The sequence below is a fragment of the Bradyrhizobium sp. CCBAU 51745 genome (genome assembly GCF_028128715.1).
GTDB lineage: Bacteria > Pseudomonadota > Alphaproteobacteria > Rhizobiales > Xanthobacteraceae > Bradyrhizobium > Bradyrhizobium manausense.
The window spans coordinates 130,204-145,943 of sequence record NZ_LBJP01000091.1 but is presented as its reverse complement, the minus strand read 5'-3'; the positions used below and the strand labels follow the sequence as shown (position 1 = coordinate 145,943).

At 64.4% G+C, this 15,740-nt stretch carries 17 protein-coding genes; 12 read left to right on the top strand and 5 right to left on the bottom strand.

The annotated features are described in order from the left end of the window. Positions 1-8: 8 nt before the first annotated feature. Together XH98_RS33525 and XH98_RS33520 are read left to right on the top strand one after the other, a co-directional pair. Positions 9-491, top strand: coding sequence for a (2Fe-2S)-binding protein (locus XH98_RS33525; RefSeq protein WP_271621119.1), 483 nt, complete (start codon positions 9-11; stop codon positions 489-491). Continuing rightward, complete coding sequence (locus XH98_RS33520) at positions 491-4,006, top strand: molybdopterin cofactor-binding domain-containing protein (protein WP_271621118.1); 3,516 nt, start codon at positions 491-493, stop codon at positions 4,004-4,006. The genes XH98_RS33525 and XH98_RS33520 overlap by 1 nt, the downstream gene beginning before the upstream one ends. Position 4,007: 1 nt before the next feature. On the opposite strand, the gene XH98_RS33515 is transcribed toward XH98_RS33520, so the two are convergent. Further along, entirely contained in the window at positions 4,008-4,976 is a 969-nt protein-coding gene (locus XH98_RS33515; protein ID WP_220001893.1) for a catechol 2,3-dioxygenase, read from the bottom strand. Positions 4,977-5,339: 363 nt separating this feature from the next. On the opposite strand from XH98_RS33515, the gene XH98_RS33510 reads away from it, so the two are divergent. From XH98_RS33510 to XH98_RS33495, 4 genes are all read left to right on the top strand, one after another. Continuing rightward, positions 5,340-7,079 carry an ATP-binding protein gene (locus tag XH98_RS33510; protein WP_271621117.1) on the top strand — a complete coding sequence of 580 codons (1,740 nt, stop codon included), beginning with the start codon at positions 5,340-5,342 and terminating at the stop codon, positions 7,077-7,079. Between the two features lie 239 nt (positions 7,080-7,318). After that, positions 7,319-7,909, top strand: coding sequence for a peroxidase-related enzyme (locus XH98_RS33505; RefSeq protein WP_271603210.1), 591 nt, complete (start codon positions 7,319-7,321; stop codon positions 7,907-7,909). Further along, complete coding sequence (locus XH98_RS33500; protein ID WP_271603211.1) at positions 7,906-8,385, top strand: MgtC/SapB family protein; 480 nt, start codon at positions 7,906-7,908, stop codon at positions 8,383-8,385. The genes XH98_RS33505 and XH98_RS33500 overlap by 4 nt, the downstream gene beginning before the upstream one ends. Before the next feature lie 195 nt (positions 8,386-8,580). After that, positions 8,581-9,243: a flavin reductase family protein gene (locus XH98_RS33495; protein WP_271603330.1), complete on the top strand. Its 663-nt coding sequence runs from the start codon at positions 8,581-8,583 to the stop codon at positions 9,241-9,243. Positions 9,244-9,724: 481 nt separating this feature from the next. Here the strand turns inward: XH98_RS33495 and XH98_RS33490 are convergent, their stop codons facing one another. From XH98_RS33490 to XH98_RS33480, 3 genes are all read right to left on the bottom strand, one after another. Beyond that, on the bottom strand, positions 9,725-9,958 hold the full coding sequence (locus XH98_RS33490) for a DUF6894 family protein (protein ID WP_057758362.1): 234 nt from the start codon (positions 9,956-9,958) through the stop codon (positions 9,725-9,727). Between the two features lie 57 nt (positions 9,959-10,015). Beyond that, on the bottom strand, positions 10,016-10,216 hold the full coding sequence (locus tag XH98_RS33485) for a hypothetical protein (protein WP_271603212.1): 201 nt from the start codon (positions 10,214-10,216) through the stop codon (positions 10,016-10,018). A gap of 236 nt (positions 10,217-10,452) precedes the next feature. Further along, positions 10,453-11,184: a Crp/Fnr family transcriptional regulator gene (locus XH98_RS33480; protein ID WP_271621116.1), complete on the bottom strand. Its 732-nt coding sequence runs from the start codon at positions 11,182-11,184 to the stop codon at positions 10,453-10,455. Between the two features lie 150 nt (positions 11,185-11,334). Between XH98_RS33480 and XH98_RS33475 the strand changes: the two genes are divergently transcribed. After that, a complete protein-coding gene (locus XH98_RS33475; protein ID WP_271603214.1) occupies positions 11,335-11,535 on the top strand; it encodes a hypothetical protein in 201 nt (66 codons plus the stop codon). A 439-nt stretch (positions 11,536-11,974) separates the two neighbouring features. Beyond that, positions 11,975-12,130, top strand: coding sequence for a hypothetical protein (locus XH98_RS33470; RefSeq protein WP_271621115.1), 156 nt, complete (start codon positions 11,975-11,977; stop codon positions 12,128-12,130). A 17-nt stretch (positions 12,131-12,147) separates the two neighbouring features. On the opposite strand, the gene XH98_RS33465 is transcribed toward XH98_RS33470, so the two are convergent. Further along, positions 12,148-12,774 carry a ParB-like protein gene (locus XH98_RS33465; RefSeq protein WP_057758369.1) on the bottom strand — a complete coding sequence of 209 codons (627 nt, stop codon included), beginning with the start codon at positions 12,772-12,774 and terminating at the stop codon, positions 12,148-12,150. A gap of 291 nt (positions 12,775-13,065) precedes the next feature. Here XH98_RS33465 and XH98_RS33460 point away from each other — a divergent pair, with 291 nt between their 5' ends. The 4 genes from XH98_RS33460 (at position 13,066) to XH98_RS33445 (ending at position 15,735) form a co-directional block, all read left to right on the top strand. After that, positions 13,066-13,410, top strand: coding sequence for a hypothetical protein (locus XH98_RS33460; RefSeq protein WP_271603215.1), 345 nt, complete (start codon positions 13,066-13,068; stop codon positions 13,408-13,410). A 354-nt stretch (positions 13,411-13,764) separates the two neighbouring features. Then, positions 13,765-14,052 (top strand): acyl carrier protein, encoded by a 288-nt coding sequence (locus tag XH98_RS33455; protein WP_007592476.1) that lies wholly within the window; start codon positions 13,765-13,767, stop codon positions 14,050-14,052. Positions 14,053-14,062: 10 nt separating this feature from the next. After that, complete coding sequence (locus XH98_RS33450) at positions 14,063-14,533, top strand: 3-hydroxyacyl-ACP dehydratase FabZ family protein (protein WP_220001881.1); 471 nt, start codon at positions 14,063-14,065, stop codon at positions 14,531-14,533. Beyond that, positions 14,530-15,735 carry a beta-ketoacyl-ACP synthase gene (locus tag XH98_RS33445; protein WP_057758375.1) on the top strand — a complete coding sequence of 402 codons (1,206 nt, stop codon included), beginning with the start codon at positions 14,530-14,532 and terminating at the stop codon, positions 15,733-15,735. Before XH98_RS33450 ends, XH98_RS33445 begins: the two co-directional genes overlap by 4 nt. The last annotated feature ends 5 nt before the right edge of the window (positions 15,736-15,740 follow it).

Below are 15,740 nucleotides of genomic sequence, written 5' to 3'. Positions count from 1 at the left end.
GAACGAGGATGACGCAGCCACCGATCCGCCTCACCGTGAACGGCAGGATCCACGACGTCACGGCGGAGCGCCAGACGCCGCTGCTCTACGTGCTGCGCAACGATCTCGGACTCAACGGGCCGAAATATGGTTGCGGCCTCGGTGAATGCGGCACCTGCACTGTCCTGATCGACGGCGCGGCCGCCCGCTCCTGCGTGATTCCGGTCAGCGGTTGCGCCGGGCGCGACATCGTGACGCTCGAAGGCCTCGGCACAAGCGACAAGCCTGACGTGGTGCAGCAGGCCTTCATCGACGAGCAGGCCGCGCAATGCGGCTACTGCCTCAACGGCATGATCATGACCACCAAGGCGCTGCTCGCGATCAACCCGCAGCCGACCGAGCAGGAAGCGCTCGCGGCGTTGCGCTACAATCTCTGCCGCTGCGGCACGCATGTCGAAATCCTGCGCGCCGTGATGCGCGCCTCGAGCCAGCTCGCCGAGGCCGTTGATTGATGGCCTCTCTTGCTTCGAATGCAGCTGCGCGAGGCTCGCTCATCGTCGTCCGCACGGTGGACGAGGTCACATCGGAAACCTTCATCCGCATCACCGCGGACGGTTCAGTCACGGCCTATAACGGCCACGTCGATCTCGGCACAGGAATCCGCACCGCGCTCGGCCAGATCGTCGCCGAAGAGCTGGACGTCTCCTTTGCGCGAGTCATCGTGGTGCTCGGCGACACCGCCGTCGTACCGAACCAGGGCGCCACGATCGCCAGCGAAACCATCCAGATCACGGCCGTTCCGCTGCGCAAGGCTGCAGCGCAAGCGCGACAGTTCTTGATCGCGCGCGCGGCCGAGCGGCTGGAGCTGCCGGAGACTGAGCTCAAGATCGAAGACGGCCTGGTGCGCGGTCATAATCACAGCGTCAGCTATGGCGAGCTGATTGGCGGCGAAACCATTCGTCTCGAACTGGCCGATGACGTTACCGTCAAGGCCGCCAGCGACTACGCCATCGTCGGCCAGTCGATGCCGCGCGTCGATCTTCCCGCCAAGGCCACGGGCGAATTGACCTTCGTGCACGATATCCGCCTGCCCGGCATGCTGCATGGCCGCGTGGTGCGCCCACCCTACTCCGGCGTCGATGCCGGCCCGTTCGTCGGCACCTGCCTGATCGCCGTCGATGAAGCTTCCGTGCGCGGCATTCCCGGCATCGTAGCCGTCGTCCGCATCGGCGATTTCGTCGGTGTCGTCGCCGAGCGCGAGGAGAACGCGATTCGCGCCGCCGAGCAGCTCAAGGTGAGCTGGAAGCCGACGCCGGCGTTGACCGATCTCGCTGATGTCGAGACCGCGCTGCGCGCCCAGCCGTCGACGCCCCGCACGCTGATCGACAAGGGCGACGTCGATGCGGCGATCTCGGGCGCGGCCAAGCCGATGCGGCGCACCTACGTCTGGCCGTACCAGATGCACGCCTCGATCGGCCCGTCCTGCGCGGTCGCGGACTTCCAGGACGGCAATATCCGGGTCTGGTCCGGCACGCAGAATCCGCATGTGCTGCGCGCCGATCTCGCCCTACTTGTCGAACGTCCCGAGAGCGAGGTCGAGGTCATCCGCCTGGAGGCCGCCGGCTGCTATGGCCGCAACTGCGCCGACGACGTCACCGCGGATGCGCTGCTGCTGTCGCGCGCGGTCGGTCGGCCCGTGCGCGTGCAGCTGACGCGCGAGCAGGAGCACGCCTGGGAGCCCAAGGGCACCGCGCAGCTGATCGACGTCAATGGCGGGCTCGATGCTGATGGCGGCATCGCCGGCTACGACCTCGCCACGCGCTATCCCTCGAACGCAGCGCCGACGCTGGCGCTGCTGCTCACGGGGCGCATCTCGCCCGAGCCCGCGGTCCTGCAAATGGGCGACCGCACCGCGATCCCGCCTTACGACTACGACCACATGCGCGTCGTCGCCCATGACATGGCGCCGATCGTGCGCGCGTCCTGGTTTCGCGGCGTCTCGGCGCTGCCGAACACCTTTGCGCATGAATCCTACATCGACGAGGCCGCGACCGAAGCCGGCGTCGATCCGATCGAATACCGCCTGCGTTATCTGAAAGACCAGCGCGCTGTCGATCTCGTCAATGCGGTGGCCGAACGCGCCGGCTGGACGCCACGTCCGGTGCGCGAGGAGAAGGACGGCGAGATCGTGCACGGGCGCGGTTTTGCCTACGCACTCTACGTCCACAGCAAATTCCCCGGCTATGGCGCCGCGTGGTCGGCCTGGGTTGCGGACGTTGCCGTGAACAAAACCACCGGCGAGGTCAGCGTCACCCGCGTCGTCGCGGGGCAGGACTCCGGCCTGATGATCAATCCGGACGGCGTGCGCCACCAGATCCATGGCAACGTCATCCAGTCCACCAGCCGCGCGCTGATGGAAGAAGTTTCGTTCGAGCGGGGCGCGGTGGCGGCGCGCGAATGGGGTGCTTATCCGATCATCCCCTTCCCCGACGTGCCGAAGATCGACGTCCTGATGCTGCCGCGACAGGACCAGCCACCGCTCGGCGTCGGCGAGTCCGCGTCAGTCCCGAGTGCGGCCGCGATCGCCAATGCGATCTTCGATGCGACAGGCGTGCGCTTTCGCGAGCCACCCTTCACGCCGGATCGTATCCTCAAGGGATTGCACGGCGAGACATCGCCCCTGCCGCAAGCCCTGCCCGCGCCCGCCGCACCGCCTCCATCGCGCATCTGGGAAAATCCCTTCGCCAAGCGCGCCGGCATTTTCGCAACGATCGCGGCCGTCTGCACCGCCGCGATCGGCATCGGCACAGCGCTGCTGCCGGGCCGCGCCATCGCGCCGATCGCTCGGCCCGACGCATCGATCTATTCCGCGGCTACGATCGCGCGCGGCCAGGAGCTCGCAGCGCTCGGCAATTGCGCGGAGTGCCACACCAACCTTGGCGGCGTGCTCAACGCAGGCGGCCGCGCGCTGGAGACACCGTTCGGCACGATCTATTCGACCAACATCACGACTGATGTCGAGACTGGCATCGGCGCCTGGTCCTATCCCGCCTTCGAGCGCGCCATGCGCGAGGGGCTGCACCGCGACGGGCGGCAGCTCTATCCCGCGTTCCCCTACACGCACTTCGCCAAGACCAGCGACGCCGACATGCAGGCGCTCTACGCTTACCTGATGGCCCAGCCTGCGGTGCGCGCGACGGCCCCTGCGAACACGCTCGCCTTCCCGTTCAACATCCGCCCGCTGCTCGCGGGCTGGAATGCGCTGTTCCACGACACCCAACAGTTCAAGCCCGATCCGGCAAAGTCCGCGCAATGGAATCGCGGCGCCTATCTGGTCGAGAGCCTCGGTCATTGCAGCGCCTGCCATTCGCCGCGCAATACTGTTGGCGCCGAGCAGCGCCAGGCCTATCTCGCCGGCGGCTTTGCGGAAGGTTGGGAGGCGCCGCCATTGACCTCGCTCTCGCACGCGCCGATCCCGTGGAGCGAGGACGAGCTGTTCACCTATTTGCGCACGGGCCATTCGCGCTATCACGGCGTCGCGGCCGGCCCGATGGCGCCGATCATCAGGGATCTCAAGGCCCTGCCCGATCAGGACATCCGCGCGATGGCGGTCTATCTCGGCTCGTTCAACCATACCGTCGCCGATGCGCCCGCACTCGCGACGAAGCTCGAGAGCGCAACCCAGGTCACCGTGACATCATCGACCGGCGCGCGGCTCTATCAAGGCGCCTGCGCCGTCTGTCACGAGGTCGGTGGCCTGCCGCTGTTCGGCAGCCGGCCTTCGCTCGCGCTCAACAGCAATCTGCACAGCGCGACGGCGGACAATCTGGTGCAGGTGATCCTGCAGGGCATCAGCGAACCCGTATCGAGCGACCTCGGCTACATGCCCGCGTTTGGGAATAGCATGAGCGATGCGCAGGTCGGGGAGCTCGTCACCTTCCTGCGCGGTCAGTTTGCGCCGGACAAGCCGGCCTGGACCGGCTTGCGCGAGACGATCGCGCGCGTGAGATCGTCAACGACGCACTAAATCAAGCGCGCGTCTTCATCTCCACCGGAGGCGTGCCATGGGTGTGGAACGACTCGATCGTCTTCAGCCCCCAGGCCTGGCCCTTCTTGCGCTCCTCTTCCGTCCATACGATCGGCTTCCAGTCCGGCGCGAGGATCAGGCGCGCGCCGGCATTGGCGACTTCGACGCGGTTGCCGCCGGGCTCGTAGACATAGAGGAAGAAGGTCTGCTGGATCGCGTGCTTGTGCGGTCCGGTCTCGATATGCACGCCGTTCTCCAGGAAGATATCAGCCGCGCGAAGAATCTCCTCGCGGCTGTCGAGCGCGTAGGTGACGTGGTGGAAGCGGCCGGGCGTGCCGGAATGGTCGAGCGAATAGGCGAAATCGTAGCTCTTGTTCGACATGGTCAGCCACATCGCAGCCTCGCGGCCGTCATTGAGCACGATCTGCTCGGTCAGCCGGCAGCCGAGATAGGTCTCGAAGAACTCGCGGTTGGCCTTGATGTCGACGGCGAGGCAGTTGAGATGGTCGAGCCGGCGGACATTGACGCCGCGCGCGGGAAAGCGCTGCGCCTGATTCTTCAGCGCCGGCTTCAGCTCCGGCGGCGCCTGATACCATTCGGTCTCATAATAGAGTTCGACGATGTGTCCGTCGGGGTCGCGGCAACGGAACGTCGGTCCCTGCCCCATGTCGCCGTCGATCCAGCCGATGTCGAAGCCGGAGCCTTTCAGCGCGGCGACGCGGCGCTCCAGTGCCTGCTGGCTGCGCGCGCGCAGTGCCATATGCTCCATGCCTGACGTCTTCGAGGCCGTCAGCTTGAGCGAATAGCGCTCGTAATCGTCCCAGCCGCGCAGGTACACCGACTCGCCCTTCCGCCCGCTGATGGTCATGCCCATGACGTCGACGAAGAACTTCAGGCTCTCGTCGGGTTTCGGCGTCAGCAGCTCCATGTGGCCGAGATGAGCGAGATCGAGGATCGGTTCGGGCTGCATGGGTGTTCTCCAAAGCCTCGGCGGGCGCGGCTCATTTGTACTAATGTACAAATGATTAGGTCTCGTCAACAAACCCGTGCGTGCCGGCCGACGAGCAGCCCCGCCTCGTCACTGCGAGGGTCATTCCCCCGACGGCGGGCGGACTGCCCGAATGGTAAAATTTTCCTTAATTCGAATGAGGCTCAAGGGCCTGGAAAACCGGCATTTTCGGGCGGTTTCCGGCAGCAAGCATGCACTCGGAACAACTCTAGCCGTCGAATTGTAGCGGATTTAACAAAGCCCCCACGACTGCCGTTTAACCGTTTGTGCAGCGACGCCCCCGCATAGTCGCAGAAACAGTCTGACTTTTCAGGTTCATCCATCGTGACATCCTTTGGACGCGTGATTTCGGTACGTGGATCGCTCGCCCGGGTCGGGCTTCTGGCGCAGAGCCAGATGTCGATCTCGGAGGTGCGGGCCACGGTCGGCCGCTTCGTCAGCATCCGCTGCGCCAGCTCGGTCATCGTCGCCATGATCACCGAAGTGTCCTGCGAGAATCTCGCGAGCACCGGCGAATACGTCGCGATCGCCTCGGTCGACCTGCTCGGCGAAATCCTCAACGCCGCCGACAAGGCCAAATTCCAGCGCGGCGTCACCAATTATCCGACCATTGGCGATGCCGTCGACCTGATCACCAGCCAGGAGCTGCGCACGATCTACGCGCCGACCGGGTCGGACCAGATCAATGTCGGCTTCCTCCAGCAGGACCGCTCGGTCATCGCCTATGTCGACATCGAGGAAATGCTGTCCAAGCATTTTGCGGTGCTGGGATCGACCGGCGTCGGTAAATCGACCGGCGTGTCGCTGCTGCTCAACGAGATCCTGAAGGCGCGGCCGAACCTGCGCATCTTCCTGCTCGACGTGCACAACGAATATGGCCGCTGCTTCGGCGACCGCGCCCTGGTGCTCAACCCGCGAAACCTGAAGCTGCCGTTCTGGCTGTTCAATTTCGAGGAAATCGTCGACGTGCTGTTCGGCGGCCGCGCCGGCGTGCCGGAGGAACTCGACGTCCTCGCCGAGGTGATCCCGATCGCCAAGGGCATCTACACGCAATATCAGAACACCGACCGGCTTGGCCTGAAGCGCGTCGATCCGAAGCAGATCGGCTTCACCGTCGACACGCCGGTGCCGTACCGTCTGGTCGATCTGGTCTCGCTGATCGACGAGCGCATGGGCAAGCTGGAAAACCGCTCCTCGCGCATCATCTATCATAAGCTGATCTCGCGCATCGAAGCCGTGAAGAACGATCCGCGCTACGCCTTCATGTTCGACAACGCCAATGTCGGCGGCGACACCATGGCCGAGGTGATCAGCCATCTGTTCCGCCTGCCCGCCAACGGCAAACCGATGACGGTGATGCAACTGGCCGGCTTCCCGGCGGAGGTCATCGATTCCGTCGTGTCGGTGCTGTGCCGCATGGCCTTCGACTTCGGCCTGTGGAGCGACGGCGTCTCGCCGATGCTGTTCGTCTGCGAAGAGGCGCACCGCTACGCCTCCGCCGACCGCAATATCGGCTTCGGGCCGACCCGCAAGGCGGTCTCGCGCATCGCCAAGGAAGGCCGCAAATACGGCGTCTATCTCGGCCTGATCACGCAGCGCCCTGCAGAGCTCGACGCCACCATCATCTCCCAGTGCAACACGCTGTTCACGATGCGTCTTGCCAACGACCGCGACCAGGCGCTGCTGCGCGCCGCCGTCTCGGACGCGGCCGCGAACCTGTTGTCCTTCGTACCCTCGCTCGGCACCCGCGAGGTGCTGGCGTTCGGCGAAGGCGTCGCGCTGCCGACGCGCCTGCGCTTCAAGGAAGTGCCGCCGCATCAATTGCCGCGCGGCGAAGCCACCATTTCGAGTGTGCCGTCGATCTCTGCCGGTCACGACATGCATTTCGTCGGCGCCGTGCTCGAGCGTTGGCGCGGAGCGACCTCGCAACGCGACGTGCCGAACGATCCGGTGTTCGCCGCGCCGCCCGCCAAGACGCTCGCGCCGGCCGAAACACCGATGCTGCAGCCCTCGCTGGGCCTCGACCCCGACCGCTTCTCGCTGCTGAAGAAGCCGCTGCGGTAAGGCCTCGCTCTATCCACGTCGTCATTGCGAGCGCAGCGAAGCAATCCAGAGTCTTTCCGCAGAGGGTCTGGATCGCTTCGCGGAGCCGTCATCGGGCCGCGCTTCGCGCGGACCCGGTGGCTCGCAATGACGGTGCAAGAGGCGCCAGCGCCGCTTCTTCGATCGGCGTGCTGCTGGCACATTGAGGCCCCGGTCCGCATCGACTATGGTTTCCCGCCCCCAAGCCGGAATCCATGCCAATGACAAAATCCGCAGCGCAACGCTTCTCCGCACCCGCCATCGACAAGTTGCCCGACGACATCCGCACCCGCCTCCTCGCCGTGCAGGAAAAGAGCGGCTTCGTGCCCAACGTCTTCCTGACGCTGGCCTACCGGCCTGACGAGTTCCGCGCTTTCTTCGCCTATCACGATGCGCTGATGGAAAAGGATGGCGGCCTCACAAAGGCCGAGCGCGAGATGATCGTGGTGGCGACCTCCGCCGCCAACCAGTGCCAATATTGCGTGATCGCCCATGGCGCCATCCTGCGCATTCGCGCCAAGAACCCGCTGATTGCCGACCAGATCGCGATCAACTATCGCAAGGCCGACATCACGCCGCGGCAGAAGGCGATGCTCGATTTCGCGATGAAGATCTCGGCGGACGCGCAGCGCATCTCCGAGGAGGATTTCGCAAGCCTCGCCCCGCACGGCTTTAGCGACGACGACATCTGGGACATCGCCGCGATCTCGGCCTTCTTCGCGCTGTCCAATCGACTGGCGAATTTCACCGGCATGCGGCCGAACGACGAATTCTACCTGATGGGCCGCCTTCCGAAGACCGAAAAGCAATGACCGAGCTCGACTGGAGCGAAATCCTGCTGCGCCTCGGCGTTGCCACACTTGCCGGCAGCGCGATCGGGCTCAACCGCGATTTGCAGGGCAAGCCGCTCGGGCTGAAGACGCTCGGCGTCGTCGGCCTCTCCACCGCGACCGTGGTGCTGCTCGCGCTACAGCTCTCCGAGCCCGGCAAGGTCGTCGATGCCACCAGCCGGGTCATCCAGGGCGTCCTCACCGGCATCGGCTTTCTCGGCGCCGGCGTCATCGTCCATGAAAGCGAGCGGCTTCGCGTTCGCGGGCTGACCAGCGCCGCCTGCACCTTCCTCGCCGCCTGCCTCGGCGTGGTCTGCGGCGCCGGACAGTGGAAGACCGTCGCGATCGCGCTGGCGCTGACCTTCGTGTTGCTCACGATCGGCCGCCGGATCGAGCGCCACCTGCACCGCATGCTCGGCGGCAAGGACGAGCCGCACGAGGACAACAGGCAGGCGTAGAGCATGATCCGGAAAAGTGTGAGGCGGTTTTCCGAAAAGATCATGCTCAAACAAAGAGCTAAAGCGCGATGAGATCGCGCTTTAGCAGCCCTTGCTCAAATCTTCCGCTCGCATATTGCTCCGACGCGCTGATAATTGCCGCGAAAGATTTCGCTGATGCCCGCCACCGGCGACCGTTCGAACCTGAGAGACATGATGGATACCAGCGCTCACGACCCCGGCGACGTCACGTTCGACTTCCGCGAACTGTCCGCGCGCGACAAATACAAGCTCTTGATCGGCACCGTCGTGCCGCGGCCGATCGCGCTGGTGACGACGGTCGACCCCGACGGGAAGATCAACGCCGCGCCGTTCAGCTTCTTCAACTGCCTGTCGGCCGATCCGCCGATTCTTGCGCTCGGAGTCGAGAACCATCCGGACATGCGGTTCAAGGACACCGGTCTCAACATCCGCCTGACCGAGGTCTTCACCGTCAACATCGTCTCGCACGCCATCGCCGAAGCGATGCATGTCTGCGCCGTGCCGTTCGCGCCGGAGCAGGATGAACTTCAGGCCGCGGGCCTGACTGCGATGCCGGGCAAGACCGTGGCCTCACCCTGGATCAAGGAGGCGCCGGCCGCCTTCGAATGCCGCCGACATGTCACGCTCGAACTCGGCAAGTCGCGTCAGATCATCCTGGGCGAGATTCTATTCGCGCATTACCACGCGGAGGTCGTGGATGCCGAGCGCCTCCACATCGACCCGGCGAAACTCGATGCCATCGCCAGGCTCGGTGGCAGCACCTGCTCCACCATTCGCGACCGTTTCGACATGGAAACGCCGACGCTCGACGACTATTGGAGCCAGCGGCAGTCGTAGGCGATCGTCGATCACGGGGTCCTTGTTGCGCGAGATCTAAGCTACCCGCGAGTTCCTGCAACCTCGAGAAAGAGCGGCCCTCGCTCAAGGGGTTCGAGCGAAGGCAAAGGTAGGGAGGGGACGGGTCGCCAATCGTGGTGCGATGCCGTCGTTCCTAAGTCGGAGGCCGAAGTCCGGGCGAAGAGACCCAATCGTCCAGATGCGCCGTGGTGTCCGCGTTGCGCGCTTGCTTGAGAAGCTGGTCCCGCTCGATGCCCGCTGGCAGCGCCTCGGCGCGCTTACGCATCGCGAGGGCAAGCCTCGCCAAGGTCTCTCGGAGTGTCTCGGCTTGTTGGACGCGACGCCAGTGCTTCATGTCGCCCCCCGTCCAATCAGGGATCCCGGGGTCCGGGCAAGGATCCCTGGTTAACGCTACGACCGAACAACGCGGCGTTCTCCAACATAGGTTATGGCTGCACTGCGATTTAGACGGCCGCGACCGTCAGCCGAGGCTTGCGCGGATCGATATCTGCAAGACGCGCGCACCGTCCTCGGTCTGCACCTCCAGACGCCAATCATCGTCGGGCTGCAGATCGCCATCGAGGTCGCGCAAGCAGTCGCCGGCGTACCGTGTCGCGACTTCCCAGGCCGCACGTCGATCCGGAAGTTCCTGGCCAAGCTCGTCGCGGTCGTTCAACCGATCGCCGCTACAGATGTTGAAGTAGAATTTGGGCATCGCCAAACCCCGTCCCGGGATTCCTGACGGGTAAAGTAACCCATGTTAATTTCGTTCCTATTCGCCCTGCTGGCCTGACGTGGCCAACCATCCGTTGATGCTTCGTGCAATCTCCGCCTGACGCGCCTTCTGCAACATGATGTTGCGAGCTTCACCCAGCGGAAGGCTTACCGCCGCCTTGCGCGCCGCTACCGCCGCCTGCTCCAATCGATCGTCGAAGGGTACGGTCTGCTTACGACGGTTGCGCTTTTGTGTCATGGAAACCTCCAGTCCGGTTTCCACGCTGCGCCTCGACGGCGCCGATGTCGCTAACCTGGGTTACAGCGCATTGACCTATAAATTTGCACTTCGGAGGAACAATTACGCCTTCTTCGCGTCTCGCGCCAAGACGCCGGAACTAGCCGTCTGCCAGCTCTTCGACCGCGAGCGGGATCCACATCGGGGATGAGACGGCTGTCCTCGCGGATATCAAATAAAAGCGCGGCATCCGGGCCTCAGAGGGTTGGCGATTGATGCAGGTAACGGGGTTCGAAATCCGCTAGTTCCTGAAACTTCCGCTCGTCGAGCACGGTGACGCGGCCGCGATTGAGCTCGACGATCCCCTCCTGGCGCAGCTGTCTGATCACCCGGTTGGCGTGCACTGCGGTGATGCCCAGCGCCTCGCCGATCTGCTCCTGCGTCAGAGGCATTTCAAAGCTGTCGCTGTCCAGCCGCCCGATCATCCTGAGGCGCTCGCGCAGCTCGATCATGACATGGGCGAGCCGTGCCGGTGCGGGACGTTGGCCGACATTGACGATCCATTCGCGAAACATCGCGGAGTCGATCAGCGTGTCGCGCCAGAACATCTCGGCCACGCGCGGGCTGCGCCGATGCAATTTTTGCAGCGCCTCATGACTGATGAAACCGAGCGTCGCCGGCGTCAGCGTCGATAGATCATGGTCCATCACGTGCAGAAACAAGCTCATGAGATCAGGGATCTCGCCGGGAATATGCAGCGAAAGGATCTGCCGCTTGCCATTCGCGAGGGTCTTGGAGCGCGCGCAAAATCCGTCCACGATCAGGCAGCAGTCGGTCGCACGCTCGCCATCGCGCACCACCGCCGTCTCGGCCGGAAACTGCCGCACCGAGATCGGAAGGGCTTCGACCTCCTTGATATCCTCCTCCGCAATTGCGGAAGAAACGCGCAGTCGCTCGATGAGCGCCGCGCGGATCGCGTCGCTGGGCACTTTCTCTGGCTCCCGTCGTGGAGAAGGAACTCAAGGCGCCGCAGCGCCCGCCGGGACAAAACCCGCGATCGCCTCGCACGGTTCCAACAAAAGTTAAGGACGCGGCTTGGTGGCGCGTGGTTGGCTTGGCGCTCGAAAGGGCAATTCATCATGAAGAAGCGCAATCGTACGCGACCGGCCCAGTCCCTTCAGGAACGCCTGACCAGGTTCACGCAGAACGCCCGCGCCGCGGCCAACAATCTTCCGGTCGGCGCCGAGCGTCACGCACTGCTGCAAAAGGCACGCGACGGCGAGGCCGCCGCGGCGATGGAGCGTTTGCTCTCCTCCCCCGACCCACAAGGTCCGAAATAGGCGGGCCGGGCGGCTGGATCGCTAGTGCTTTACCATCAGCGGGAGCGCAGGTGCGAAGCGCTCCTCGAACGTCAAAGTCCTGGCCTGGTGGACCGCCGCGAACGACGCCGAGATTCCTGCTGAAGCAACCACGGCCAAGCCAATTGCGAAAACCAGACGGCGCATGTGAGCCTCCCTTGTGAGCTCGACTACCATGATTAAGTGGAGCGGCTCTGTTTCAGGACGGTTTCGTCAGCGCGGAAAATGATTGCGTTCAAGCGGCTGTGATGAGGTCGGCCTCGTCGGGCCGCATGCCATCACCAACTGATGAGTATCGCCGTTGTCTTGCAGCGAGCGCGAGGAGTGGCGGGAATTTCCAGCCCGCGAGCGCGATCGGATATCGCAAGGACAGAGCGACAGGCACACCCTGCTTGCGTGCCGCGCCTTCGAGGAAACTCACATGAAGATCGTGATTCAAAAGCTCAATGGTCTGTGGCACCTCATCGTCGGGTCGTGTCGAATCCGTACCCCCTTTCTGGAGACCCAGGACCGCGCGCTGGTCGTGACATACGCCAGGCGCGCCTACCCTGGCGCCAAGATCTTCCAGCGCGACTGATGGAAGCGTTGCGCGCCTCAATCGTCCGATGCCGGCCCGCACCAGCCGGGCAGGTAGATTGCATCCTTGCTCTTGGCCGCAGCCAGCGCCTTCTCGAGCGCCTTGTCGAAATTGGCGTCCACCGCCTTGCGCGACAACTTGCGGCGCAGGAAGTCGGCCCATAGAAATTCGGAGAACGGCGTAGTGTCCTTGGCGAAGCCGCCCATGCGGCGGAGTTCGCCGGCGAGGCTGCGGAACGGATCGTCCTTGAGATCGGCGACCGATTTCGGCAGATCGCGGAATGACCGGCGCTCGCCCTTGGAGTCATAAGGGTAGACCCAGCGCTTGTTGTCCATCACGCCCCAGAACGCTTCTTTCTCGACCATGCGAAGGTCGCCGACGACAGTGACCAGCACCTGCTTGATGCCCTCGTCGTGGAGCGCGCGGCCGAGATGGTGATGGTCGATGACGTAGTAGCGTCCGTCAGGGCCGGCGACGACGGGGATCATGTGGGTGCCAAGCAGGTCGGACTGCTTGTTCTTGCCGTGCTCGCGCCAGCGCTTGCGCTTCTCCTTGACCTCGCGCATGCCGACCGTCATCTGCGTCGGCCGAAGCGACAGGATCGGTACCGGGTGCACTCTCGGCTCGCGCGCGTTGGTCGTCATGATCGAGGGCCTCTCATCTGGTTGCAAGCTGTCGTTCGGGTTCCCGATTATGCCATGGGCCTTGCGGCGGCAACATGCGTTCGGGAGACACCAAGCGCGACCCGGACCCGCAGTGTTGCAGCGCAACCCAGAGGTTCCTGATGCCGGGATGACAACCGGGGCCGGTGATGACGCTTCTGTCCAGGAAGATCATTCCAACGCGCAATGCACGTGCGCGTTGAGAAGATTTTCTGCACCCACGAAGTCGCCTGTGCTATCTAAAAATCGCTGCTTCGGAGTGATCCCCGCCCCATGAAATCCCAGCGGCCCATAACCTCGGACGACGAGCACCAGGTGCTCCAGTTCAGGCCGCGCACGACGCCCGCTCCGGTGATCCGTCGGGGCAGCGGCGTCGTCCAGAAGCTGCATGCAGCGGCGCCCGAGCCGCTCGACCTGTCGCGCTACCAGCAGCCCCGCGCCGAGCCCGACGATTACCGGCATCGCATGCTCGCCAACGTCGCCGCGCTCGCCTTTACCATCGCCCTGACTGCGATCGGGATCTGGCTCGCGGTCAGCATCGCCGATCTGCGCCGCACACAGGATTGCGTGCTGATGGGCCGCCGGGACTGCGTCAGGATCACGACACCGCACATCTAGGCCCGGCCGGGGACGTCGTCGTGCCCGGGCTGGTCCCGCCTGCGCGGCTGAAGCCGCTTCGGCGCGGCGAAGGCCCGGGCATCCACGTGTTTTGGGCAGCTGACAAGGCGTGGATGGCCGGGACAAGCCCGGCCATGACGGTGCGACCACAGAACGCCAGTACGGGGATGGGGCAGCATCCCCAGCCCTGTCCCCCACCCCGTCCGGCTCCATTGAACTCGGGGCGGCGCTCCGATATACGGGCTCTCGACCCGTCCAGAGGGGGGTTTGAGGGCGTCATCAGGGGCGCGATGCCCACCCACCGTGCCGCTCTGGGAACCTGACAAATATCAGCAATATATCAAAGGCTTAGTGATGTCCTCCACATTCGATCAGGTCGCTACGATCATCGCTGAAACCTGCGACATCCCGCGCGACACGATCACGCCGGATAGCCATGCCATCGATGACCTCGGCATCGACAGCCTCGATTTCCTGGACATCGCGTTCGCGATCGACAAGCAGTTCGGCATCAAGCTGCCGCTGGAAAAGTGGACCCAGGAAGTCAACGACGGCAAGGCGACCACCGAGCAGTATTTCGTGCTGAAGAACCTGTGCGCGCGCATCGACGAGCTGGTTGCCGCCAAGGGCGCGAGCGCCTGATCGGGCGGTCATGCAACTCGAATACTTCCACATGATCGATCGCATCGTCGACCTCAAGGTCGACGAGAAGACGATCGTCGTCGAGGCCCAGGTCCCCAAGGAGAGCACCGTCTTCGAGGGGCACTTCCCGGGCTATCCCCTGATGCCCGGCGTGCTGCTGATCGAATCGATGGCACAGGCCTCGGGCTTTCTCCTGCTTGGTGTGCTCAAGTTCGAGCGCATGCCGATTCTCGCTGCCGTGAAGGAAGCCAAGGTCCGCGGCTCGGTGTTTCCGGGCGACCTCATGACGCTCGAGGCGAGCGTCGCCCATGAGGGCTCGGGCTACGCGATGACCGAGGCGAAGCTCCGGGTTGGCGGCAAGCTCCGCGCGAACTCGAGCCTCACTTTTACGCTGATCCCCTTCCCCAATTCGGATATGCGCGGATACATGGACGCGGTCGCAACCCGCGTCGGCTTTCCGCAACAGGCCGTTTCGCCATGACTGACACCGTTTCGAAGCCGGGCCAGACCGAAGTCTGGATCACCGGTATTGGTCTTGCCACCTCGCTTGGCGAAGGGCTCGACGCCAACTGGGCCGCGCTCCAGGAAAAGCGCATCAATGTCGACGAGACCGGCTTTGCGCCCTTCATCGTGCACCCGCTGCTGCCCGTCTCCTTCGACAGCCAGATCCCGAAGAAGGGTGACCAGCGCCAGATGGAAGCCTGGCAGCGCATCGGCGTCTATGCCGCGGGCCTCGCGCTCGACTCGGCCGGCATCAAGGGCAACAAGGATATCCTGTCGAAGATCGACATGGTGGTGGCTGCCGGCGGCGGCGAGCGCGACCTCAACGTCGACACCGGCGTACTGAACGCCGAAGCCAGGGGCGCCAATGCCCCCGGCTTCCTCAACGAGCGGCTGATGAGCGATCTCCGGCCGACGTTGTTTCTGGCCCAGCTCTCCAATCTGCTCGCCGGCAATATCGCCATCGTCAACGGTCTCGGCGGCACCTCCCGCACCTTCATGGGCGAAGAGGTTGCGGGCGCCGATGCGCTGCGCATCGCGCTGTCGCGCATCGCCTCGGGCGAGAGCGACATTGCGCTGGTCGGTGGCTCGCATAATGGCGAGCGCAAGGACCTGTTGGTCCTCTATGAATTCGGCGACTTCAACCTAAAGGACAAGTTCGCTCCGGTCTGGGCGCGCAAGGACCATCCCGGCTTCGCGCTCGGCTCGGCCGGCGCCTTCCTTGTGCTGGAATCGAAAGCGCACGCGGAAGCGCGCGGCGCCAAGCCTTACGCAAAGCTGTCGAGCGTGGTGACCGATCTGGCCCGCCGCAAGCAGTCCGGCGACATGGAAGCGACGCTGGAGAAGCTCTGGGACAAGCTGCCGAAGCGCGCGGGCAAGGGCGCGATCATCTCGGGCGCATCAGGCGCAGAGCCGGCGACCTCGGAGGAGCGCGACTTCCTGAAGAAGCACACCGACTTCCCGGTACGCGCGACCGGTACGATGTTCGGGCACACCATGGAAACGCAGTTCCCGCTCGGGATTGCGCTCGCCGCGCTCTCGATCTCGCGTGGGGCGCTGTTCCCGCCGAACGATTCGACCGGGACCGAGATTGAAATGCAGGGGGCGCCCACCCAGATTGTCGTGGTGGGAGCCGGACACTGGCGCGGCGAAGGCATGGCGCTGGTCGAGGCGGTTGACTAGCTTCA